Source organism: Brevundimonas sp. UBA5866 (assembly GCF_002432125.1).
GTDB lineage: Bacteria > Pseudomonadota > Alphaproteobacteria > Caulobacterales > Caulobacteraceae > Brevundimonas.
This window is the reverse complement of record NZ_DJFS01000037.1, coordinates 1-20,685: the sequence shown is the minus strand read 5'-3', so window position 1 is coordinate 20,685 and position 20,685 is coordinate 1. Positions and strand designations below refer to the sequence as shown.

Sequence of the window (20,685 nt, the reverse complement as noted above, 5' to 3'; positions counted from 1 at the left end):
GTTGCCACCCTCGTCGTGCTGTGGGCCGTCATGGCTATTCACAAGGCCCAGGACGAGGAGCGCCGCGCCAAGGAAATCACGGCTGCGATCACTGAAGTACAGGTTGCGCTGGCGAACGAGCGCCTGATGATGAGCTCCTACATCGCAACCCAGAAGGCCGAATTCGCCAAGGCCTTCGACGAACATGTGCTGGCTTACAACACCGGTGTCGCCAATCTGGCTGCGGCCGATGTCGAGGGCTTGTTCAAGGAACAGCAGGCCGTGCTGGCCACGGGCGGTGAGGCCTTTGCCGCCGATGCCCGCAACCGGATGGCCCTGTCAGCCGATCCCGAACAGCGCGCGGTCCTGTTGAGCGAACTGACAATCGACGGGACCGATATCGTTGTGAATGTTCGCCGTCACGGTCGTGCCGTCATCAATGCGCTGCTCGAGATGAACAAGATCAATGCGGAACGCACCAAGGTCGCCTATGCCCAAGCCTATACCGCCTTCATCGTCGGCGGCACCATCGCCTTCCTGATCGCATTGGCTTCCGCATTCTGGCTGACGGGGGCCCTGTCGAAACCGGTGGTGGCGATGACCCGCGCAATGGACCGTCTGGCCAATGGCGATCTGGAGGTTGCCATCCCTGCCACCGCCCGCAAGGACGAGATCGGCAAGATGGCCGCCGCGGTTCTGACCTTCAAGGAACAGGGTATCGAGAACCGAAGAATGGCCACCGAAGCCGAACAGGCCCGCACCGCCCGCGAGGAGGAGCGCGCCCGCGTCGAGGCTGAACGCGCCCGTGCCGCCGAGGAAGCCCGTGTCGCTGTCAGCGCCATTGCAGAGGGGCTGGCCGCGCTGGCCAAGGGCGATCTGACCCACCGTATCACCGCCGACATCACCGGTAACGCCACCCCGCTGAAGGCCGATTTCAACGCGGCAGCAGAAAAGCTGGAAACGGCGGTGGCGATTATCATCGACCGTGCTTCTGCCATCGGTGCGGCGGCGCACCAGATCAGCGAGGCGGCCGACGATCTGTCGCGCCGTACCGAACAACAGGCTGCATCGCTGGAGGAAACCGCGGCGGCAGTCGAGCAGATCACCTCGACCGTGGCCCGCTCGGCCGAAGGTGCGATGGAGGCGGGCATTATGGTCCGTTCATCGCAGACCTATGCCAAGGATGGTCAGGTTGTGGTCAATCGCGCCGTTTCCGCGATGGACCAGATCGAGCAGTCCTCGAACCAGATCGGGGCCATCATCGGTGTGATCGACGAAATCGCCTTCCAGACCAACCTTCTGGCCCTGAACGCAGGCGTGGAGGCGGCCCGCGCGGGCGATGCCGGTCGTGGCTTTGCCGTGGTCGCCTCCGAAGTGCGGGCGCTGGCCCAGCGCTCTGCCGAGGCAGCCAAGGAGATCAAGATCCTGATCCAGGCCTCCAGCCAGCAGGTCGGGCATGGCGTCAATCTGGTGAATGAGACCGGCGCGGCCCTGCAGAAGATCGCTGACCAGATCGGTGACCTGACGCGCATAGTGGTCGAGATCGAAGGCTCTTCGCGCGAACAGGCCACGGGGCTGGCCGAGGTGAATGTGGCCGTGACCCAGATGGATCAGGTGACCCAGCAGAACGCTGCGATGGTCGAGGAATCCACCGCTGCCAGCCGCTCTCTGGCTCAGGATGCGGCAGAGCTGGATCGTCTGATGCACCAGTTCGAGATCAGCCGTGAACGACTTCAGGCCATTGCGGCTTGATGCGCCGGACGGGTGAATGAAATAAAGCCCCCTCGGTTCTGCCGAGGGGGCTTTTTCGTGGGCTGTCAAACAGGGAGGGGATCAGGCCGCCTGACTGACCACCACGGAATCGAGGGCGGCGACGAGATCGGCGATGATGTCGTCCTCATGCTCAAGGCCTACGGAAATCCGCACCAGACCTTCACCGATTCCGGCGGTGGTGCGGGCTTCGGGCGTCATGGCGGCGTGGGTCATGGTGGCGGGGTGGGCGATCAGGCTCTCCACGCCCCCCAAGGATTCCGCCAGGGTGAAGATATCCAACTGGTCGATGACCGAACAGACCGCCGTCTGGCCCCCCAGCAGTACAAAGCTGAGCATGGCGCCGAAACCGCGCTGCTGGCGCGCGGCCAGTTCGTGACCGCTGTGCGACTTCAGGCCCGGATAGTGGACGGCCCCGACCGCCGGGTGGGCTTCCAGCACCTGCGCCAGTTTGGCGGCGGTCGCCTGCTGTCGCTCGATGCGGGTGAACAGGGTGCGCAGGCCGCGCAGGGTCTGATAGGCGTCGAACGGCGAGCCGGTGATGCCCAGACAGTTGGCCCACCATGCCAGCTCCTGATGGACTTCAGGATCGGCACTGATGACGGCGCCGCCGACCACGTCGGAGTGGCCGTTGATGTATTTGGTGGTCGAGTGGACGACGATGTCCGCACCCAGCGACAGGGGGTTCTGAAGCGCCGGCGACAGGAAGGTGTTGTCGGCCACCACCTTGGCCCCGACCGCATGGGCGCGGCGCGCGACATCGGCGATGTCGGTCACGCGCAGCAGCGGATTGCACGGGGTTTCCACCAGCACCAGCTTGGCACCGTCCGCCAACTCGGCATCCAGCGCCGCGCCATCATTCTGGTCCACGAAGGCGACGCGGAAATGGCCCTTCCTTGCCCTCGCGCACAGCAGGCGGTGTGTGCCGCCGTAGCAGTCGTGCGGCGCGATCAGCAGGTCTTCGGGCGACAGCAGGCTGAGCGGCAGGTCCACAGCGGCCATGCCGGTCGCGGTAATCACGGCACCTGCACCACCTTCCAGTTCTGACAGTGTCTCGGCCAGCACATCGCGGGTCGGGTTGCCCGAGCGCGAATAGTCGTACTGGCGCTTCTGGTCGAAGCCCGCGAACGAATAGTTGGACGACAGATAGAGCGGCGGCATGACCGAGCCATGCGCCGTATCGGTATCGACGCCCGTACGGGCGGCGATGGTGCGGGGATCGGCGGTACGGGCGCGGGTCATTGGTCTACGTCCTTCAGTACTGAGGTCAGGATCTCGCCCACGAACTTGTCTTCCTTCAGGAAGGCGTCGTGGCCGTAAATGGAATCCGCTTTCACAAAGCGGAACAGGTTGGGCAGGCGGTTGGCCAGCTCCTCCATGTCCTCGATCGGGCACAGGCGGTCGCTGTTGAAACCGATCAGGGTGACAGGGGCGGTGATGGCTTCCGGCTCGATCCGGTGGCGGTCGATGGAGTCCGACAGGGTCAGCCAGCGGTGGGGCGTGGTGCGGTCGCGATAGGCCTTTCCGCGCGCCGTCAGATAGTCGCAGACGGGATAGGCCTGACCCGCATGGCTGGGGGCTTCGTTGTCGAAACGGGCGTCGAATTCCTCGGGCGTGCGATAGGTGGTCATGGCCAGCTCGCGGGCCAGACCGATGGCCTCGTCGATCTTTCCGGTTTCCAGACCCAGCTGCAGGATCCGGCGCTGGATGCCGCGCCATGCGGTGGCCAGCGGGTGCGGGCGGTGGGCCGCCGAAACGACCACCAACTGGTCGGCCCAGTCGGGGTAAAGCTCGCCAAAGGCCAGGGCGATCATGCCGCCGTAGGAACAGCCGATGAAGGCGGCCACCTTCTCGACGCCCAGATGGTCCAGCAGCAGCGCCAGCAGGCGGGCCTGATCCTGTGTTGTGATGGTCAGCGGCTGTTTTGGCTCGGCTGCGTCGGGCCCAAATTCCGGTGCGAAGTCAAAGGCCAGAACGCGATAGCGGGTCAGGTCGATCGGGGCGCGGACGCCGACGGCACCCGACCACCAGCCCAGACCCTTGGTCTCGGTGCGGTGGACGTAACGGTCGGCTGAGATGCCGCCCGCGACCACGACCAGCGGGGCGTTGGCCTTGCCGTGCAGGCGACCCACGACCTGTTTCTGCGTCAGGGTGCCGCCGAAATCGAGCGTGAAACCGTCGGGAACCGGAACGAAAACGTCGTGCGCACCCTCACGGCTAAGCAGCTCGGAAGGGCGGCGCGCCGACGCGGAGCCAGCAACAGGCCGGGCACGACAGGAGGGGTCGCTGTCTTTGGCTTCGTTCGGGATCAGGGCCAGGGTCATTTGGCGGGTCTTTGTCCTGCGTTACACGTCTCGCCCATCGCGAAACCCGTGCAGTGACAGACCCGTGGTGCGCCGCCTCGTCGACGCTCCACTCATCTCTCGTGACGCCCGAAAGCATCCCGCAGGAGTTGGCACCGTTTCGGGCGGAACCCGATGGTTGCCCCGACGTCAAAGGGCCTAATCCCTCGGTCGGTCTTGATGAGTGATTTCAAACTGCGGATTGAGCGACCGCGGGTCAAGTGAAAAATTTCACCCCATATGTATTTGTTTTGGCCGCGCTTGGCGCGAAGATGTCTCCGTCAGTCAGATTTTGAAAAATTTTGCTGCAAGGGGGTTGACGCGGTGCAGCATCGTCGATCACCCTAGGGACAACGATATTTCAGCCTTGGACCTTCCGACGTGGCCAACCGCATCGACAGAACGGAACTGAGCCTCATCGCTTCGGCGATGGGTTTTGGCGCGTCTGTCATCACCGGCATGACCACTATTGGCGGTACCACCACCATGCCCTTGCGGGCGGGTACAGGTTGACGCGCGCCGACTGAGGCGAAGTGCAAAACCCGAACCCGCCCGGAGCATCCGAGGCGGGTTTTTTCATGCCCCGAACCCATCCCGATCTTGCCGAACTGACTACCGACCCCAGGAAAATCCCATGTCCGCCAATCTCGCCCTTGTTGCCGAAAACCAGAAACCTCAGCCGGCCCACGATGCCGATGTTGTGGTGTTGAAATTCGGTTCGTCCGTGCTGAAGAGCCCCGCCGACGCTCCGGCGGTCGCCAGCGAAATCTATGGCCATGTACGCCGTGGCCGTAAGGTGGTGGCCGTGGTCTCGGCCCTTGCCGGCGAGACGGACAAGCTGCTGTCCGAAGCCCGCCAACTGGGGCTCGACCACGACAATGAACTGCTGCCCGCCTATGTGGTTCTGGGCGAGGAGCGCGCGGCGGCCCTGGTGGCGATCGCCTGTGACCGTGTGGGTCTGGATGCGGTCGGCCTGTCGGTGCAGCAGTTGGGGATTTCGGCAGAGGGCCCTTCGCAGCACGCCCGTCCTGTGGCGCTGAAGAACAACAACCTGCGCGAGGCTCTGGCCCAGCATGAGGTGGTTGTGGTGCCGGGCTTTGGTGCGGTGCGCGAATGTGGCCGCGTGGCGCTTCTGGGCCGTGGCGGATCGGACCTGACGGCGGTGGTTCTGGCCGCCGAACTGGGGCTGGACAAGGTGCGTCTGGTCAAGGACGTGGATGGCCTCTACGACCGCGATCCGGCCTCGGCCTCGGGCACGCCACAGCGTTACCGCCGCGCCTCGTGGGAGACGGCCCGCCAACTGGGTGGCGCGCTGGTTCAGCATGATGCCATCGACCTTGGCGAAAAACGCGGTGTGGAGATCGAAGTGGCTGCGCTTGGTCGTGCCGAAGGCACGGTGGTGGGCCATCGCAACGCGCCTCCTGGGCCGGTATCGCCGGAGAAGCCGCTTAAGGTGGTTGTTGCCGGTTGCGGCGTGGTGGGCGGTGGTCTGCTGAACCGCCTGCTCTGGGACAACGGTTTCGAGGTCGTCGGTGTGTTGGTACGCGACCCGTTCAAACGCCGTGATGTGGACTGTCCGCAGGAACTGTTCAGCAATGACGTCGACGCCCTTCTGGCCAAGAAGCCCGATCTGGTGGTCGAGGCCCTGTCCGAAGGTCAGGCGGGGCATGACCTGATCCGCCGCGCTCTGGAGCAGGGCTGTGACGTGGTCAGCGCCAATAAACAGGCCGTGGCCCTTGATCCTGAAGGTCTGCAGAAACTGGCCGATGCCAATGGTGCCCGCGTGGCATGGTCGGCCTCGGTCGGCGGCGGCTCGCCGATGATCGAGACGCTGCGCGCCGCCCGTGCGGCAGGCGAGGTGGCCGGCTTCGAGGCCGTGCTGAACGGCACCGTCAACTTCATGCTTGAGCGTCTGGGCGAGGGCGCAGCCTTTGCCGACGCCCTGGCCGACGCCCGCGCCGCAGGTTTTGCCGAGGAAGATCCGTCGTCGGATCTGGAAGGCCGCGATGCCGCCGCCAAGGTGAAACTGCTGTCCTATGAAGCCTTTGGCCGCGTGCCGGACGAGGTGCCCAGCGACGTGCTTTCGGCGGCCACGCCGGTCGGTCACGCGCCGGTGCGCCAGATCGGTGCCTGCTTCAACAAGGGTGGCCAGTTGGATGCCAGCGTGCGCCTGAACGACAACCTTCAAGATGCTCTGTTCCAGTCCTTGAACGGCGAGCGGAATGCGCTCAAGGTCCACGGCGCGGACGGTCGTGTCTGGCTGTGCAAGGGACGCGGTGCCGGTCGCTGGGCGACGACGGAAAGCGTTCTGGCTGACGTCGCCGACATCGTCCGTGCACGACGCGCAGCGGCAGAGTTGGTCTAAACCTTATGGCAGTTTTCACGCCCGTTCTGGATGCCGAGGCCAAGGCCTTTCTCAAGGCTTGGCCCATATCGGAAGTGATTGAATTCACACCGATTGCAGAGGGTGTTCAGAACACGAACTATCGGGTCCGGACCCGCGACAGCGCCTATGTCCTGACCCTGTTTGAGGGGCGTGAGGAACAGGCCGGACTGCCGTACTGCCTCGGCCTGATGCAGCATCTGGGGGCGGCGGGTTTTGCCACGCCGTCGCCGGTGGCCGATCTGGACGGTCGTTTGCAGGGCGAGCTGAAGGGCCGCCCTGCAGCACTGGTCGAATGGGCGGCGGGCGCGTGGAAGCGCCGTCCGTCCGAGGTCGATGTGCGTCTGGCCGGCGCGACTCTGGCCGATCTTCATCTGAAATCGCGTGGCTTTGGCCAGACGCGGGACAACCCCGTCGGGCCTCGCCGCTGGCGCGAGCTGGCCGACCGCAGCGCCGAGCGGGCGCAAGGTGCGGATGCCGCCATGCTCGACCAGATCGAGCGGCTGATGCCCGAACTGGAAAAACTGTTCGATCCGCAGCTTTTGCCGCAGGGCGCGATCCACGCCGACTATTTCCCCGACAATGTCCTGTTCGACGGCGACAGGATCGGCGGGGGGATCGACTTCTATTTCGGCTGCACGGGCGCACTGGCCTATGATCTGGCTGTGGCGCTCAGCGCGTGGGGCTTTGACGCCGAGGGGCGGGCCGACGAGACGGCGCTGTCGGCCTTCCGTGCCGGTTATGAATCGGTGCGCCCCCTGTCGGCCAGAGAGGCATCGCTTCTGCCGCTATTGGGTCAGGCCTCGGTGGTGCGCTTTACCCTGACCCGCCTCCATGACCGTCTGTTCCATGATCCGGCGCATTTCGTGACGCCCAAGGATCCGGCGCCCTTCTGGAAGCGGATGGAATGGTGGCAGTCCCCCGTCAGCGCCTGACGGGGGTTGCCGCTTACAGGCGGGCCAGCATCCAGATGGCCATGCCGATCATCATCAGGTTTTCCGTCAGAGACAGTGCGCCCAGCGGCACGCGGCTGTCCGAACCGACGCAGGCGCATTTCAGTTCGCGCTTGTCGATATAGACGGCCTTGAACACCGACCACGCGCCGATGGTGGCGATGAACAGGGCGACGGGGGCCGAAATCCACGTCAGCACATGCGCCGTCATCAGAACACCCGCGCCCAGTTCCGCAAACGGGTAGATCCACGCATAGGGCACCCAGCGGCGCGCCAGCAGGTCATAGTTCAGGAAACCCGTGGCAAACCCGTCGAGGTTCTGGAGCTTCAGCATGGCCAGCGCGCACATGCTCAGGCTGATGAACCATTCGGCGGCATGCAGGGTGAAGGGCGACCGATAGGCCTGATAGCTGACTGCCATCGCCATCAGGGCGGTGACGAAAAACACCATCAGCACAGGCGTATAGGTGGTCGATTTCGGATCGGGCACCTTCACCCCCAGATAGCGGCGGGTGTCGTCAAAACCGCCGATCCGCTCGCCATCGATGAAGATTTGCGGGGTGGATTTGACATCGTGCTTGGCCTTGAACGCGTCGGTTTCCTCGCGCGTCAGCAGCAGGTGGTCTTCCACCTGATACCCCTTGGATTTCAGCAGGGACTTTGCGCGCAGCCCCCACGGACACATGCTCTTGCCTATCGCCATCCGATAAAGGACGGCCTTCTTTTGTGGTGCGGCCATACGCGGCGCTCCTGTCTTGAAACTGTTCAACGGAGACCCATGTACGCTCCGTACCACGGTACGGAGTCAACCATGCCCGATATGACGATTGGCCAACTGGCACAGGCCGGTGATGTGGGAGTGGAAACCATCCGCTTCTACCAGCGACGCGGACTTATGCCGACGCCCCCGCGTGGCAGCGGGTATCGCCTGTATAGCGCGGGCGATTTGAAGCGGTTGAACTTCATCCGCTCGGCCCAAAAAGCGGGCTTTACCCTGACCCAGATCGGGGAGCTGGTCGCGCTGGACCCTGCGCAGGATCGTAGCGAGGTCTTGCATCTGGCTCGTGTACGGCTGGAGGAAATCGAGGCGCGCCTGAAGGAGCTGCAGGGCGTGCGCGATGCCTTGCGGTCGCTGGCCCGTACCTGCGCCAGCGGGGAGGGCGAAACCTGTCCCATTATCGAAGCCTTTGAAATGGCTTCCGAAAGCTAGACCATAAGGTTTCCAGCCCCTAACCTGTGTGCGTTGGGGGTAGCGTATGCTGTTAAAAGAAAAGATGTTTCTGGCGAACTGTGACCCGGTTCGCCGTTTGTCGCCGTTCGAGCTGGAAAAGCGTTTCCTGATGTCCATCGCCCTGTCCAAGGGGGCGATCCTGACACCGAACCTGCTGCTGGATAATGCGGGCATGGGGCGGTTGCTGGACAATTCGCTCGTGCGGCGCTGGTCGATGAGCAAGGAAGGGCGCGGGGGTGTGGTCATCCGCGTGCCGGGCGCATCGGCTCCGGAGTCGATGGAAGACTATTTCGACAACCTGCCGCCCAACCACTATCTGGCCCGTTTCCAGTGCTGCAAACAGGATTTGACGGGTCTTGATCTGGCCCATTTCAAATCCGAACTGCATACGCTCGATCGCAATCTGCGGCGCATCAAGCCCGCCTACTCGCCGGTCAGTTTGCACAGCCGGTCGCTGTCCGATGCGGTAATGGCCTCCGCTTCTCTGGCCCAATGGCAGGCCGACCGCCACGAACTGGAAAAGCCGCTTCGTGATCTGTTGCGGCGGGCCCCTGATCTGGGCTCGCGCTCCATGTGGTATCAGGCGAGTGAAGAGCTGTTGGGCGAAGATGCGGTCCAGTTCAAACTGGAAGTTATCGATGCCTGCTACAACGGCCTGTTTGTGGCCTCGGGCGAGGCCTTTGTGATGGACCGCATAGCTGTGCTGGATCGTGTACCGATCAGCCTGCTGTCGGTGGGTGTCGGCGCGGTTGCCTTTGGCGAGCAGCGCAAACTGTTTGAATATGCCCTGAAGGGTTTTGATCTGGTCACCGCCTTTGGTGCAGGGCAGTTGGTCGAGTTTCTGACCGACGAGGCTGTCAGTTTTGTCGAGAACAAACTTCAGGATACATCGTTCAAATGGGCGACACGCCGGAACTGGTTCGGCCTCTATCCACGCCTGACCCAATCGATGGGGGTCGAGATACGATGATCGTCTATGAAAACCCGTGGTTCCGCGTCGTGAAGGACGGCCCGTTCCATATCGTCGAGGAAAACACGGGCGGCGAAGGGGCGGCGGTACTGCCGCTCGTCGGAGACGCCATCCTGTTGCTGGAGATGAAACGCCCGTCGCAGGGCCATCAGCTGACCCTCGAAATCCCGCGCGGCTTTGGCGAGGCGGGCGAGGATGCCCTGACCTGTGCGCGGCGCGAACTCAAGGAAGAGACGGGTTACGACCTGCCGCCTTCGGCCTTCACCTTGCTGGGCCATGTGCGCCCCAATACGGGGATCATGTCCTCGCGTATTGCCCTGTTTCTAGCGCGGATCGATGCCGCGACCCCACACGCCGAACCGGACAAGGAAGCGGCGGGGCGCAGGCTTTTACCGCTCGCGGATGTGGACACCGCCTTGGCGGAGGGCCGGATAGAGGATGGCTTTACCCTGTCGGCCCTGGCGCTGTTCCGCGCCAAGGCCGTGGGTTCACTCTAGAAACTGCCGACGGCGTCGCGGGCCGAGGCATAGTCGCTGTCGATGATCGACAGGCGCTCGGGCTTGTCGCCCAAGGCGGCGATCACCGGAGCAGGCTCGGGCGTGATGCCCAGAACGCTTTCGACATAGCCGCCGAACTTCGACGGGTGCGCCGTCGACAGGGCGACGACCGGTGCGCCGTTGCGGTCGATCTTGCGGGCCGCATGAAGGGCCACGGCGGTGTGCGGACAGACGACACGGCCCCACGCCTCATAGGCATGGCGGATTTCGGCGGCGGTGGTCGCTTCGTCCACCGAGACCGCAGCCGTCTCGCTGTTCAGTGCCTTGCGCAGGTCATCGGGCAGGGTGACGGTACCGTCGCGGGCAAAGTCCTCGAACAGTTTGCGGGTCTGGTCGGCATCGCGGTTCGAGGCCTCGAACACCAGTCGCTCGAAGTTCGACGGGGCTTGCACATCCATCGACACGCTGGCGCTTTCGACCGCCGGACGACGGTCATAGAGGCCTTCGTTGATGGCGCGGGCGAGGGCGTCGTTCTGGTTGACCGCGGCGGTCATACCGGCGACGGGCAGACCCATCTTCTTGGCCGCTATACCGGCAAAGGCATCGCCGAAGTTTCCGGTCGGCACCACAAAATGCGCGGCCTGACCCAGTTGCAGGGTGGCCGAGACATAATAGGGAATCTGTCCGGCCAGACGGCCCCAGTTGATCGAGTTCACCGACGACAGACGCCCGCGTTCGCGCAAGGATTCATCGGCCAGAAGCTGTTTGACCAGACGCTGGCAGTCGTCGAAATCGCCACGGACGGCAAGGTTCAGGACATTGTCCGCCTCGACCGTGGTCATCTGTTTGCGCTGGATCGGCGACACGCGATCCAGCGGGTGCAGAACGACCAGCTTGATCCGCTTCTTGCCCGCAAAGGCGCGCACGGCGGCGGCACCGGTATCGCCGCTGGTGGCCGTCAGTAGGGTCAGCGTCTCGCCCGAGGCTTCCAGCGCCTCGTCCGACAGGGCCGCGACCAGTTGCATGGCCAGATCCTTGAACGCCGCGGTCGGGCCACGGAACAGTTCGAGGACGAACAGCCCCGATTCCAGTTCGACCAGAGGCGTGACCAGCGGGTGGTCAAAACCGGCGACGAGCTTTGCAATCGCCCGCTCGACCGCTCCGGCCGGAAGGCTTTGACCGACGAAGGGGGCCAGCACCTCGCGGGCGATGATGGAATAGTCGGCGTCCTTGGTCTGTTTCAGACTGGAGAGTGTCGGCCAGGCCTGCGGCATGTACAGGCCGCCATCGGGCGCGATCCCGCGCAGCAGGGCGTCGGCAAAGGTTTCGTTTGCGGCGTGGCCGCGCGTCGACAGATATCGGTCAGGCGAGTTGGTCATCACCCTGCATGTCTAAACTGATCGGGGCGGGTCGTCATGGATTATGTTGCGCTGCAACGCTATGAATTTGCGATTTTGAGCAAGAAGTTGCCTGTTCTCTAGACGGTGGTGGATTTTGTCCGGCATTCGCGCCAAGTGTGAGGGATGAACCGACGGTCATTCCTGTTGCGTGGTGCTTTGGCGGCTTCGGCTGTCGGGGCCGGATTCTGGCTGAAAGACCGTTTGTGGTGGGGGCGACCGGCCATCGCCTTTGACGGGACACAGACATGGCATCCGCTGGTCAGTGCGGTTGTGGATGTGCCCGTTGTCGAGGTGCGGATCGAAGGCCGCGCCGTACGCGCACTTATCGATTCCGGGGCCCAGTACTCGGTAATGGACCAGGCCTTTGCCCAAAGCCTGAGCGCGGCATCGTTCAACATGCCGGTGATCGCCTATGGCGTTGGCGGTCAGGCACAGGTCGGCAGGGGGATGACGGTCGATATCGACCTGCCGGGGGCGCGGGTGTCACGACTTCGCACGGCCCTGCTTGATCTGGGGCCGCTGGCCCGCGATCCCTCTATCGGGGTGGACCTGATCATCGGGCGCGATCTGATGCGTGAAAGCGTGATCGAGTTGGACTGGGAGCGGAAGGTCGTGCGGTTCACCAGTCCGGAAAGCTGGAAGGCCCCGCCACAGCTATGGTCGGCTCCGGTCGAGATGTCCGGCGATGCCCTGTCTGCCGTCGTGCAGGTGGAGGGAAAACCGGTACGTGCCGTCGTGGATACCGGAGCGTCTTCGCTGCTGGCGGTGACCGAACCCTATGCCCAATCCATCGGCCTCAACGACGGACGACGTGCCGAGGAAGGCACCAGTCTTGTGCTGGGCGGTGTCACCAGGGCCCGCTGGGTGCGGGTATCGACGGTGACACTGGGCGACAAGCAATGGTCCGACACGCGGGTTGCGATTTTCCCGGCGTCCGATCTGCCGGGCTATCCGGATGCCCTGTTGGGCATGGCGGCGTTCAGAAACAAAAAGCTGGCCCTGAACCTTGGTCAGAACCAGCTTTTCGTCAGTCGTGATCTGGACCTGACGGTCGGCTAGGGCCGGTTACAGGTTCTCGAACGTATTACAGGCGTTGGGATCGCCGGTCTGATAGCCGCGACGCAGCCACTGCATCCGCTCTTCAGACGAGCCGTGGGTGAAGCTTTCGGGCGAAACGCGACCGCCGCCACGGCTCTGGATCGCATCATCGCCGATGGCGGCTGCGGTCTTCATGCCCTCGGCCAGATCGCTGTCGGTCACGCTGACCGCACCACCGGAAACCGCGCTGGCGTTACGGGCCCACATGCCCGCGAAACAGTCGGCCTGCAGTTCCAGAGCGACCGAATAGCGGTTGCCCTCGGCGCGGGTGCGGGCGTTCTGCTGGGCGCGCTGGACCTGTTCGGTGGCCCCGACCAGGCGCTGGACGTGGTGTCCGTATTCATGGGCGATCACATAGGCCTTGGCGAAGTCGGCCCCCGATCCACCCATGCGTTGCAGTTCTTCCCAGAAGCCGAGGTCGATGTAGACCTTCTGGTCGGCGGGACAATAGAAGGGGCCCATCGCGGCCTGACCATAGCCACAGCCGGTCTGGGTGCCCTGTTCGTACAGAACCGTCACCGGCGGGCGATAGCCCTCCAGATGCTGCGACCACACATCGTTCAGATTGGTGCCGATCACATCGACGAACTGTCCGGCATCATCCTCGGGCGTGCCGCGACGGCCTTCCTGCGATCCGGCCTGACCCAGACCGCCGAGCTGTCCGGCGACCTGCTGGGTCGTCCGCGGGTCAACATCGAAGAAGAAATAGAGCAGGCCGGCAATGATCAGCGCCCCGATGCCGCCACCCGCCACGGCCCCGCCGCCCATTCCGCGACGATCCTCAATGCCGCCACCGCGACGTCCGCCTCGCCATTCCATTGGCCCGGTCCTTCCCTGTCTTTGCCATAGCGTAAGGCAGTAAACCTGCGTTCGCCAAGCAAAGCCTTGCATTGATCAATCCAGTGACCAGACCCTTGAGCGTTTGACCTCCTGGTCTTCCAGCTCGCGCGTGGTCGGCACCGTGTACTCACTGAGGAAGGTAAGGCCCGATTTGGGGAAATAGTTTCGTCCCGGATCGCCAACCAGCACGCGCGTCCCGTTTTTTCTGGCTGCGAGCAGCCATTCCAGCACCGCTTCGGCCATGGGCTTTTCGTAGAAAACGTCTCCGGCAAAGATGACGTCCACCTGTGGCGGCGGGCTGTTCAGCAGGTTGGTGTCGGTAAAGGCGATCTCGACGCCATTGGCCTTGGCATTGAGGGCGACAGCCGCCTCGCAGAAGGGATCGATGTCGGCGGCCAGAACCGAGGCCGCGCCCGTCTTCATCGCCGCCACGGCCACAAGGCCCGATCCGGTCGCCAGATCGACAACCGTCTTGCCCGCACATTCTCCCGGGTGGTCCAGCAGCCAGCGCGCCAGCGCCTGACCGCCCGCCCAGGCAAAGGCCCAGAAGGGCGGCGGTACGCCCATTTCATCCAGCTCTTCCTCGGTCAGACGCCAGATGGGCGTGATCTCGTCGGCCAGCCACAGCTGGATTTCCGGCGTGTGCGAGACGGGCTGAAGGCGGGTGTTGCCGAGGATGAATTCGGTGGGGTTCTTGATGCGCGACAAGGGTTTGCGACCGGAATGGCGGGACAGAAAACGGCGGCAAACTGGGCGTGCGCGCGAGGAAAGGCAAGACGTAATGCGGGCCTTACAAAATGTAAGGTTGACATAACATAGCGGCGATGTCAGGTTATCCTTACATCAAGGGAGGACAACATGAAGGCACGACACGACACAACGCCAGCAGGCCGGGCCTATGCTGCGGGCACGCTGATCTCGATGGGGATCTATGCTTTGGGGATTCTGGCGGCGTCATTCGCTGTAGAGTACGATCTGGCGCGGCCTGTGATCATCGCTCTGGCGCTGGTGCCGGGTCTGGCGATCCTCGCCCATATTGTTGCGATCCTGAACTATCTTCGCAGCGCGGACGAGTTTCTTAAGGCCCTGACGGCCAGACGCCTGATCATTGCTTCTATGGGCACACTGGCGATCTTTGCCGTCTGGGGCTTCCTTGAAACCTTCGCCGGTTTACAAGGCCCTGCAGGATGGGCGGCCTATTGTGTGATGTGGGGCCTGTTCGGGATCGTTTCGGTTGTCGAGAGGTTCACCCAATGAACAACCGTCTGAAGCTGTTGCGCGTCGAGCGTGGCTGGACGCAGGAACAGCTCGGCGAGCATCTGGGCGTGTCCCGGCAGGCCGTGATCGCGCTCGAGAACGGCAAGCACAATCCGTCGCTGGATCTGGCCTACCGTATCGCGGCACTGTTCGGAAAGCCGGTCGAAGAGATCTTCGAAAATCCCCATACCGCGCGCTGAGACGCGGCTTTAAGGGACCCCGCTTTGACCGGCGGGGCCCCCTGAACGCCGAAGCTATTCGATACGCAGGGTGTTGGTGACGTCACCCGTCTTGCCGGTGCCCTCAAACTCGGTGGCAAAGACAGGGTTCAGACCCTTGGACAGGGCGCTGAACGGAATCGTCAGATAGTAGGGGCCTTCGGAATAGGGGCCGACCGCATAGGCATCGAGCAGGAAGGTCAGGCCGGAGGCCTTGCCCGCCTTGTCACCCGAAGCCAGTACGACGCTCAGATCCTTCAGGTCCGGGCACGACCAAGTGTTGGAGCCCGCCAGCGGGATCGAGCCGGGGCGCCCTTTCTTGGCGGCATTGACGGCATCGCACAGCGTCTTCTTCAGCGCGGCCCTGTCGGCATCGGCGGCAAACAGGTCTGCGGCGGACAGGCGCTTGTTGGTCGTCTTGTCCCAGATCACGCCCGTCGCGGTGGTGTTGGGGTGGGCACCGCCCGAATAGTCGAAGTCGGTGCGAAGCATGCTGAAGAGGCGGTTGGTTTCGACCGGCTCGCTGTAGAAGATCGACTTCTCATAGGGAGGGAGGTCGGCGCTTCCGAACTCGCTGCGATCCGATTGGGCCCCTTCGGTATAGTCTTTCAAGGCCCCCACTTCGTCGCTGTACAGCTTTTGATAAAGGGCCGGAAAAGCCTTTACGGCCTCGGGAAGAACCAGCTTCACCTTGGCGTAGGGTGTGGTGGATTCATATGTCAGCGGACCTTCCACTGTCGCCGTGGCCTCGGTCTTCTGCGGCTCGGCGGGCTTTTCGCCCCGATTGCAGGCGGCCAGACTGAAGGCCACGGCTGTACCGAGAAGGGCCAGACGGAGAGAACGCGAGCTTTTCATACGAACATCCACACGATTGGGGATCAGAAACCGATCTTGCTAAACGCGATTGCGGCCAGAAGGATCAAACCCGCTTCTCGATTGGATTTGAAGAGTTTCAGCGCCAGAACCGGATTTTCAGGGCGAAGTTTGGCAGTCTGCCAGACAAAATGTGCCGCATAGGCAAACAGCAGGACCCAGAAAACCGGCCCCGCGCCGACGACATATCCAGCCGCCCCGGCCAGAATGACGGCCATTGCATAGAAGATGGCAACGCCTTGGCGGACACGGTTGCCCAACCGGCGGGCCGAGGATTTGACCCCGGCCATTACATCGTCCTCGATGTCCTGAAGCGCGTAGATGGTGTCGTAGCCCAGTGTCCAGAACAGGCCGCCGACATAAAGCAGCACAGCCGCAAGACCCACGGTGCCGCCCATACCCAGCGCCACGCCATAGCTGGCCGCCGCAAAGCCCAGCAGGGCACCCCAGTTGAAGGTCAGGCCCAGCCACGCCTGCGGCCACCAGGTAATGCGCTTCATGAACGGATAGGCGGCGACAAGGAACAGGCTGAGGAAGCCCAGACCGATCGCCAGCAGGTTCATCGTCAACAGGATGCAGAAGCTGACCAGAGAGATGCCGACCACAAAGGCGGCGGCCTGTCTGGCGGTGATCTGTCCCGAAGGAATGGGGCGCGAGGCGGTGCGGGCGACCTGCGCGTCAAAGTCGCGGTCCACGATATCGTTGACCGCACAGCCCGCCCCGCGCATCAGCGCCGAGCCGAGCGCAAAGGCGAGCACCAGCCATGCCTCGTACCAGCCAAAGCCCTTGCCGTTCTGGGTCAGGGCCAGCGCAATACCCTGCCATCCGGGCAGCAGCAGCAGCCAGGTGCCGATGGGACGGTCGAACCGGCCCAGCTTCAGCCAGGGCTTCAGCTTTTGCGGGGCGTGGCGGTCGACCCAGTTGTCAGAGGTCGCATCGGGCAGAGGGGCAGTCGTCATCCCCTGTGTTTAACCCCGATTGTGTGCGGAACAACCGTTCTTATGCAGTGCCTTGACCCGAAGCCTTGCCCTTCGTCTCTGCGGCGATCTGGCGAAGGGCGGCGGCGAAGACTTCGGGGGGCTGGCCACCCGAGATCAGATACTGGTCGTTGACCACCACTGCCGGCACCGAGCGAATGCCGCGTGACAGCCAAAGCTGTTCGGCATCGCGGACCTCGCGGGCATAGCGGCCCGAGGCCAGGATCTCTGCCGCTTCGGCGCGGTCGAAGCCGACGCTTTCGGCTACCTGCGTGAGCACGCCCGCGTCGGAAACGTTGCGCCCTTCGGTAAAGTGGGCGGTGAACAAGGCTTGTTTCAGGGTTTCCTGACGCTGGGGCGCGACCTCGTGCGCCCAGTGGAGCAGGCGGTGGGCATCAAAGGTGTTCCAGATGCGCGAGTCTTCGCCCATGCGCATGTCGAACCCGACCTCTGCAGCGCGTTGGCGGATCATCTCGCGGTTTGCTGCCGACTGTTCCGGTGTGGAGCCGTATTTGCGTCCGATATGCTCGACAATGTTTTCCCCTTCAGGGGCCATGTCGGGGTTCAGTTCGAACGGCTGGCAGGTGAGGTTGGCCTGAATGCCCTCGGGCTTCAGTTCCTCAAGTGCCTTGTTCAGGCCGCCAAGGCCGATGACGCACCACGGGCACATCCCATCGGAGACAAAGTCGATCTTCAGGGGAGCAGTCTCGGCCACGGGAAACGCCTTATGGAACAGGGTGTGTTGCATTCCAATATGGAGCGCATGCGCCTTCATGCAAGGTCAGGCAGGGCTGGCTTGACAATTGCAACCTGTGGTTGTGAGCTTTCCTGGCCAATCCGGCACTTTTGGAGGGAAGACTATGACTGTGACCAAGAAGCGCCTGCTCGGTGTGGCTGCGCTTGCAGCGGCTATTGCCACGGCGGGTGTGGGCATTCAGGCCTATGCCGCCAGCATCATGTATATGCGCACCTATTATACGGATGCCTCTCTGACGACGATGGCCGGTATGCGTATGGATACCTGCAACAATGGCCGTCTGAGCCAGCGTCCGGTGGTCGGCACGGTGACGCCTTACTATATCGACGAACCGGTCGGCTCCTGCCCGGGTATTTATTGGTAACAGGCCGGGCCCACGAGAAACATAAAAGCCCGCTACCGGGAGGGTAGCGGGCTTTTATTGCAGGGTGCGACCGGACCGCGTTTCAGTCTTTCCGCGATGTCCACTCGTGGTTCAGTACGGCATAGACGAACTCATCGCCCCAAATGCCGCTGAACCGGTCATTCTCGATGAAATGAGCCTCGCGCCGCAGTTTCAGCCGCTCGACCACGCCGATCGATCCGCGGTTGGCGGTGTCCAGTCGGGCAAAGATGCGATGAAGGCCCAGATGTCTGAAGCCATAGTCGATGATGGCCCGCGTGGCCTCGGTGGCGTAGCCCTTGCCCGCGTAGGTGGGGTCGAAAATATAGCCGACCTCGCCCTGTAGGGCGTTCTCGTTTGCGAACTTCAGCAGGACCTCGCCGACCAGCTGGCCGGTTTCCCTGATGACAACGGCCAGTTTGAACACATCGCCTTCGCGCGCGAAAACAGGCCGGACCACCGACGTATATTGCCGCTGCAGGGTCTCGCGATCGGGGGGTGCCGAATACAGGTAACGGTAAACGTCACCCCGGACGTGATAGGCGGCATAAGCTGCGAAATCGTCAGCTGCAAAAGGCCTTAGATTGAGGCGTTCGGTCTCGATAATCGGGGCGGGTACCGGGGCGGAGCTCATGGAACCATGCTCTACCTGCGGTGCGTCCCGCGCAAGATGCCAGATGCAGGAAAACGAGCTTTTCAGGCGCGACAAATTGCGGGTCCCGTAATCTGTCCCAGGCCCTTGGCGTACTTGATGGGAAGAATGGGGGGCGGCCCGGTTTCTCAGTCGGGGGGCGTGTTGACCGGGCCGCCGGAACCGTACGGATTGGGGGGTGGGGAAAACCCGTTCGGTTCAATCATGGAAACTGTCACCTCGTCGGAAGGTTCCTTGATCGGGCGGACAGAATTATGAGTTTTTTCTGACAGCACATCACGGGTCTTAAAAAGGCATGTCGCAACGGCTTGCCTTGGCGGCGCAGGCAGAGCAGTGAAGAGTGGTGAAGATACCACTTATCATTGATTGCGACCCCGGGGTGGATGACGCCACCGGACTTCAGATGGCCTTTGCGACCGACCAGATCGAGCTGCTGGCGGTGACGACGGTGGGCGGCAATGTGCCCGCCACCGCGACGGCCCGTAACGCCTGCATCCTGCGCCAGATCGCCGGACGCGAGGATGTGCCCGTATTTGCGGGCGCGGACCGTCCGCTGCGCCGCAACCCTGCCGGTGCCGGAGAGTTCCACGGGGCCGAGGGGCTGGGTGACCTGTCGCCTTTTGAAACCCGCAAGGGCGTCGAGGCCGAGCCCGCCGCCGATGCCCTGATCCGTCTGGTCATGGAACGTCCCGCGGGCGAGGTGACCCTGATCATGATGGGGCCGATGACCAATCTGGCGCTGGCCCTTCGCAAGGAACCCTCGCTGGCCAGCCGCCTGAAACAGGTCGTGGCGATGGGCGGCGCGCGCAGTGAAGGCGGCAACATCACTGCCAGCGCCGAGTTCAACATCTGGGCTGACCCCGACGCCGCGCACGAAGTCCTGAGCAGCCCTGCCAAGGTGGTCATGCTGGGACTGGACGCGACCCATCAGGTCCGTGTCAGCGAAGAGCGCATCCAGACCATCGAAGCCATCGACAACGATCCGGCCCGCACCGTGGCTGCCATGCTGCGTTTCTCCCAGCGCATCGAGCGCGAGATCGTCGGCTGGCATTCGGCCCCGCTGCATGATCCGTGTACGGTCGCCTATGTGCTGGCACCGGAACTGTTCGATGTCGTCCCCGCCGATATCCGNNCTCCCCCCCGCCGATATCCGCGTGGAGTGCGACAGCGACCTGACCCGCGGCCACACCGCGGTCGAGTTCCGCGTGAAGCCTGAGGACACCCGCCACCTGTGGGCCAAGGGCGTGCGCGACCGCGAGGTTTTTTATCTGATCGGCCAGCTGCTGGCCCGTGCCGGAGAGCCGAAATGAGGATCACTGTCGTCGGTTCGATCAACCTCGACTATGTCGCCACATGTGCCAGCCTGCCCAAGGCGGGCGAGACGGTGACGGGCGCGACACTGGCCCGCCATCCGGGCGGCAAGGGTGCCAATCAGGCGCTGGCCGCCCGCAAGCTGGGGGCCGAGGTGTGCATGATCGGTCGCGTGGGCGATGACGAGATGGCGCTTCCGGCCACCGCCCTGCTGGACGCCCACGGCGTGGACCTGAACGGTGTGGTCACCGATCCGGACGAGCCGACGGGCGTGGCCCTGATCTCGGTCGATGCCGAGGGCGAGAACCAGATCACCGTCGCGGCGGGGGCCAACCACAATGTCCAGCCCGAACAGCTTCCGGCCCGTATCGAAACCCCGCTGATCGTCCAGCTGGAACTGCTAATCGCGACGGTTGAGGCAGCCGTGGGCCGTGCGACCGAGTTCGTCTGTGCCAACCTCGCCCCTGCCGCTCCGGTGTCGGATGCGCTGCTGCGCCGTGCCGACCTGATTGTCGTCAACGAGACCGAAGCAGCCTTCTATGGCGATGCCCTGCACCACGGTGGGGGGCGCGTGGTCATCACCAAGGGCGCGCGCGGTGCGGCCATGTACCATCGCGGCGTACAGATGGCGTGGTCTACCCCGCCTCAGGTCAAGGCCGTGGATGCTGTCGGCGCGGGCGATGCCTTCGTCGGGGCCATCACCGTCGCCCTGCTGGAAGGCATGGAGCCACAGGCCGCGCTCGATTTCGCCTGCGCCGCGGGCGCTGTCGCCTGCACCCGCGCAGGCGCGCAATC

Annotated in this window: 23 protein-coding genes and 1 riboswitch; of the genes, 13 read left to right on the top strand and 10 right to left on the bottom strand. The window is 63.5% G+C overall.

Translation table 11 applies throughout. The features are described 5' to 3' along the window. Positions 1-30: 30 nt before the first annotated feature. Positions 31-1,731, top strand: a complete 1,701-nt coding sequence (locus tag B3H86_RS04385) for a methyl-accepting chemotaxis protein (RefSeq protein ID WP_292051396.1) — start codon at positions 31-33, stop codon at positions 1,729-1,731. A gap of 81 nt (positions 1,732-1,812) precedes the next feature. Here the strand turns inward: B3H86_RS04385 and metB are convergent, their stop codons facing one another. Next, positions 1,813-2,991 (bottom strand): cystathionine gamma-synthase, encoded by a 1,179-nt coding sequence (gene metB, locus B3H86_RS04380; protein WP_292051394.1) that lies wholly within the window; start codon positions 2,989-2,991, stop codon positions 1,813-1,815. Continuing rightward, positions 2,988-4,073 (bottom strand): homoserine O-succinyltransferase MetX, encoded by a 1,086-nt coding sequence (gene metX / locus B3H86_RS04375; protein ID WP_292051393.1) that lies wholly within the window; start codon positions 4,071-4,073, stop codon positions 2,988-2,990. Before metX ends, metB begins: the two co-directional genes overlap by 4 nt. Before the next feature lie 89 nt (positions 4,074-4,162). After that, positions 4,163-4,278: riboswitch (SAM riboswitch) on the bottom strand. Positions 4,279-4,472: 194 nt separating this feature from the next. Between metX and B3H86_RS04370 the strand changes: the two genes are divergently transcribed. The 3 genes from B3H86_RS04370 (at position 4,473) to B3H86_RS04360 (ending at position 7,409) form a co-directional block, all read left to right on the top strand. Continuing rightward, positions 4,473-4,604 carry a hypothetical protein gene (locus B3H86_RS04370; RefSeq protein WP_292051391.1) on the top strand — a complete coding sequence of 44 codons (132 nt, stop codon included), beginning with the start codon at positions 4,473-4,475 and terminating at the stop codon, positions 4,602-4,604. A gap of 121 nt (positions 4,605-4,725) precedes the next feature. Further along, a complete protein-coding gene (locus tag B3H86_RS04365; RefSeq protein WP_292051389.1) occupies positions 4,726-6,456 on the top strand; it encodes a homoserine dehydrogenase in 1,731 nt (576 codons plus the stop codon). A 5-nt stretch (positions 6,457-6,461) separates the two neighbouring features. Continuing rightward, on the top strand, positions 6,462-7,409 hold the full coding sequence (locus B3H86_RS04360; RefSeq protein WP_292051388.1) for a homoserine kinase: 948 nt from the start codon (positions 6,462-6,464) through the stop codon (positions 7,407-7,409). A 13-nt stretch (positions 7,410-7,422) separates the two neighbouring features. Here B3H86_RS04360 and B3H86_RS04355 read toward each other — a convergent pair whose 3' ends face one another. After that, positions 7,423-8,166 carry a glutaredoxin gene (locus B3H86_RS04355; RefSeq protein WP_292051387.1) on the bottom strand — a complete coding sequence of 248 codons (744 nt, stop codon included), beginning with the start codon at positions 8,164-8,166 and terminating at the stop codon, positions 7,423-7,425. A gap of 72 nt (positions 8,167-8,238) precedes the next feature. On the opposite strand from B3H86_RS04355, the gene B3H86_RS04350 reads away from it, so the two are divergent. Genes B3H86_RS04350 through B3H86_RS04340 form a run of 3 tightly spaced genes read left to right on the top strand, consistent with a single transcriptional unit; the run spans position 8,239 to position 10,125 of the window. Then, positions 8,239-8,637, top strand: coding sequence for a MerR family transcriptional regulator (locus B3H86_RS04350; RefSeq protein ID WP_292051383.1), 399 nt, complete (start codon positions 8,239-8,241; stop codon positions 8,635-8,637). A gap of 46 nt (positions 8,638-8,683) precedes the next feature. Then, positions 8,684-9,628 carry a hypothetical protein gene (locus B3H86_RS04345; RefSeq protein ID WP_292051381.1) on the top strand — a complete coding sequence of 315 codons (945 nt, stop codon included), beginning with the start codon at positions 8,684-8,686 and terminating at the stop codon, positions 9,626-9,628. Continuing rightward, entirely contained in the window at positions 9,625-10,125 is a 501-nt protein-coding gene (locus B3H86_RS04340; protein ID WP_292051379.1) for an NUDIX hydrolase, read from the top strand. The genes B3H86_RS04345 and B3H86_RS04340 overlap by 4 nt, the downstream gene beginning before the upstream one ends. Here the strand turns inward: B3H86_RS04340 and thrC are convergent. After that, entirely contained in the window at positions 10,122-11,504 is a 1,383-nt protein-coding gene (thrC, locus tag B3H86_RS04335) for a threonine synthase (protein WP_292051378.1), read from the bottom strand. The two genes, B3H86_RS04340 and thrC, sit on opposite strands and share 4 nt — an antisense overlap. Positions 11,505-11,648: 144 nt before the next feature. Between thrC and B3H86_RS04330 the strand changes: the two genes are divergently transcribed. Then, positions 11,649-12,584 (top strand): aspartyl protease family protein, encoded by a 936-nt coding sequence (locus B3H86_RS04330; protein ID WP_292051377.1) that lies wholly within the window; start codon positions 11,649-11,651, stop codon positions 12,582-12,584. A 6-nt stretch (positions 12,585-12,590) separates the two neighbouring features. On the opposite strand, the gene ypfJ is transcribed toward B3H86_RS04330, so the two are convergent. Then, complete coding sequence (gene ypfJ / locus B3H86_RS04325) at positions 12,591-13,442, bottom strand: KPN_02809 family neutral zinc metallopeptidase (RefSeq protein WP_292051376.1); 852 nt, start codon at positions 13,440-13,442, stop codon at positions 12,591-12,593. A 75-nt stretch (positions 13,443-13,517) separates the two neighbouring features. Then, entirely contained in the window at positions 13,518-14,171 is a 654-nt protein-coding gene (locus B3H86_RS04320; protein WP_292051375.1) for a class I SAM-dependent methyltransferase, read from the bottom strand. Positions 14,172-14,321: 150 nt separating this feature from the next. Between B3H86_RS04320 and B3H86_RS04315 the strand changes: the two genes are divergently transcribed. Beyond that, a complete protein-coding gene (locus B3H86_RS04315; protein WP_292051374.1) occupies positions 14,322-14,720 on the top strand; it encodes a hypothetical protein in 399 nt (132 codons plus the stop codon). Continuing rightward, positions 14,717-14,920, top strand: coding sequence for a helix-turn-helix transcriptional regulator (locus tag B3H86_RS04310; RefSeq protein WP_292051373.1), 204 nt, complete (start codon positions 14,717-14,719; stop codon positions 14,918-14,920). The genes B3H86_RS04315 and B3H86_RS04310 overlap by 4 nt, the downstream gene beginning before the upstream one ends. A 54-nt stretch (positions 14,921-14,974) precedes the next feature. Here B3H86_RS04310 and B3H86_RS04305 read toward each other — a convergent pair whose 3' ends face one another. Genes B3H86_RS04305 through B3H86_RS04295 form a run of 3 tightly spaced genes read right to left on the bottom strand, consistent with a single transcriptional unit; the run spans position 14,975 to position 17,503 of the window. Continuing rightward, positions 14,975-15,793, bottom strand: coding sequence for a DUF3298 and DUF4163 domain-containing protein (locus tag B3H86_RS04305; RefSeq protein WP_292051372.1), 819 nt, complete (start codon positions 15,791-15,793; stop codon positions 14,975-14,977). A gap of 23 nt (positions 15,794-15,816) precedes the next feature. Next, positions 15,817-16,770, bottom strand: coding sequence for a 4-hydroxybenzoate octaprenyltransferase (gene ubiA / locus B3H86_RS04300; protein ID WP_292051371.1), 954 nt, complete (start codon positions 16,768-16,770; stop codon positions 15,817-15,819). 40 nt (positions 16,771-16,810) lie between these two features. After that, positions 16,811-17,503, bottom strand: coding sequence for a DsbA family oxidoreductase (locus tag B3H86_RS04295; RefSeq protein ID WP_292051370.1), 693 nt, complete (start codon positions 17,501-17,503; stop codon positions 16,811-16,813). Positions 17,504-17,648: 145 nt separating this feature from the next. Here B3H86_RS04295 and B3H86_RS04290 point away from each other — a divergent pair, with 145 nt between their 5' ends. Beyond that, entirely contained in the window at positions 17,649-17,909 is a 261-nt protein-coding gene (locus B3H86_RS04290; protein ID WP_292051369.1) for a hypothetical protein, read from the top strand. Positions 17,910-17,991: 82 nt separating this feature from the next. On the opposite strand, the gene B3H86_RS04285 is transcribed toward B3H86_RS04290, so the two are convergent. Continuing rightward, the gene (locus B3H86_RS04285; protein WP_292051368.1) at positions 17,992-18,561 is read right to left on the bottom strand and encodes a GNAT family N-acetyltransferase; all 570 of its coding nucleotides are present in this window, start codon (positions 18,559-18,561) and stop codon (positions 17,992-17,994) included. 421 nt (positions 18,562-18,982) lie between these two features. Here B3H86_RS04285 and B3H86_RS04280 point away from each other — a divergent pair, with 421 nt between their 5' ends. Both B3H86_RS04280 and B3H86_RS04275 read left to right on the top strand, forming a co-directional pair. Beyond that, positions 18,983-19,795: a nucleoside hydrolase gene (locus B3H86_RS04280; RefSeq protein WP_422653071.1), complete on the top strand. Its 813-nt coding sequence runs from the start codon at positions 18,983-18,985 to the stop codon at positions 19,793-19,795. Between the two features lie 90 nt (positions 19,796-19,885). Next, positions 19,886-20,685, top strand: an 800-nt coding sequence (locus B3H86_RS04275; protein WP_292051366.1) for a ribokinase, incomplete at its 3' end; no start/stop codon positions are given.

What these genes read in the sequence shown, in the direction of transcription:
- B3H86_RS04385 (WP_292051396.1), top strand. Translation starts at nt 31, where the DNA reads ATGGCTATTCACAAGGCCCAGGACGAGGAGCGCCGCGCCAAGGAAATC.
- metB (WP_292051394.1), bottom strand. Translation starts at nt 2,991, where the DNA reads ATGACCCGCGCCCGTACCGCCGATCCCCGCACCATCGCCGCCCGTACG.
- metX (WP_292051393.1), bottom strand. Translation starts at nt 4,073, where the DNA reads ATGACCCTGGCCCTGATCCCGAACGAAGCCAAAGACAGCGACCCCTCC.
- B3H86_RS04365 (WP_292051389.1), top strand. Translation starts at nt 4,726, where the DNA reads ATGTCCGCCAATCTCGCCCTTGTTGCCGAAAACCAGAAACCTCAGCCG.
- B3H86_RS04360 (WP_292051388.1), top strand. Translation starts at nt 6,462, where the DNA reads ATGGCAGTTTTCACGCCCGTTCTGGATGCCGAGGCCAAGGCCTTTCTC.
- B3H86_RS04355 (WP_292051387.1), bottom strand. Translation starts at nt 8,166, where the DNA reads ATGGCCGCACCACAAAAGAAGGCCGTCCTTTATCGGATGGCGATAGGC.
- B3H86_RS04350 (WP_292051383.1), top strand. Translation starts at nt 8,239, where the DNA reads ATGCCCGATATGACGATTGGCCAACTGGCACAGGCCGGTGATGTGGGA.
- B3H86_RS04345 (WP_292051381.1), top strand. Translation starts at nt 8,684, where the DNA reads ATGCTGTTAAAAGAAAAGATGTTTCTGGCGAACTGTGACCCGGTTCGC.
- B3H86_RS04340 (WP_292051379.1), top strand. Translation starts at nt 9,625, where the DNA reads ATGATCGTCTATGAAAACCCGTGGTTCCGCGTCGTGAAGGACGGCCCG.
- thrC (WP_292051378.1), bottom strand. Translation starts at nt 11,504, where the DNA reads ATGACCAACTCGCCTGACCGATATCTGTCGACGCGCGGCCACGCCGCA.
- B3H86_RS04330 (WP_292051377.1), top strand. Translation starts at nt 11,649, where the DNA reads ATGAACCGACGGTCATTCCTGTTGCGTGGTGCTTTGGCGGCTTCGGCT.
- ypfJ (WP_292051376.1), bottom strand. Translation starts at nt 13,442, where the DNA reads ATGGAATGGCGAGGCGGACGTCGCGGTGGCGGCATTGAGGATCGTCGC.
- B3H86_RS04315 (WP_292051374.1), top strand. Translation starts at nt 14,322, where the DNA reads ATGAAGGCACGACACGACACAACGCCAGCAGGCCGGGCCTATGCTGCG.
- B3H86_RS04310 (WP_292051373.1), top strand. Translation starts at nt 14,717, where the DNA reads ATGAACAACCGTCTGAAGCTGTTGCGCGTCGAGCGTGGCTGGACGCAG.
- B3H86_RS04305 (WP_292051372.1), bottom strand. Translation starts at nt 15,793, where the DNA reads ATGAAAAGCTCGCGTTCTCTCCGTCTGGCCCTTCTCGGTACAGCCGTG.
- ubiA (WP_292051371.1), bottom strand. Translation starts at nt 16,770, where the DNA reads ATGACGACTGCCCCTCTGCCCGATGCGACCTCTGACAACTGGGTCGAC.
- B3H86_RS04290 (WP_292051369.1), top strand. Translation starts at nt 17,649, where the DNA reads ATGACTGTGACCAAGAAGCGCCTGCTCGGTGTGGCTGCGCTTGCAGCG.
- B3H86_RS04285 (WP_292051368.1), bottom strand. Translation starts at nt 18,561, where the DNA reads ATGAGCTCCGCCCCGGTACCCGCCCCGATTATCGAGACCGAACGCCTC.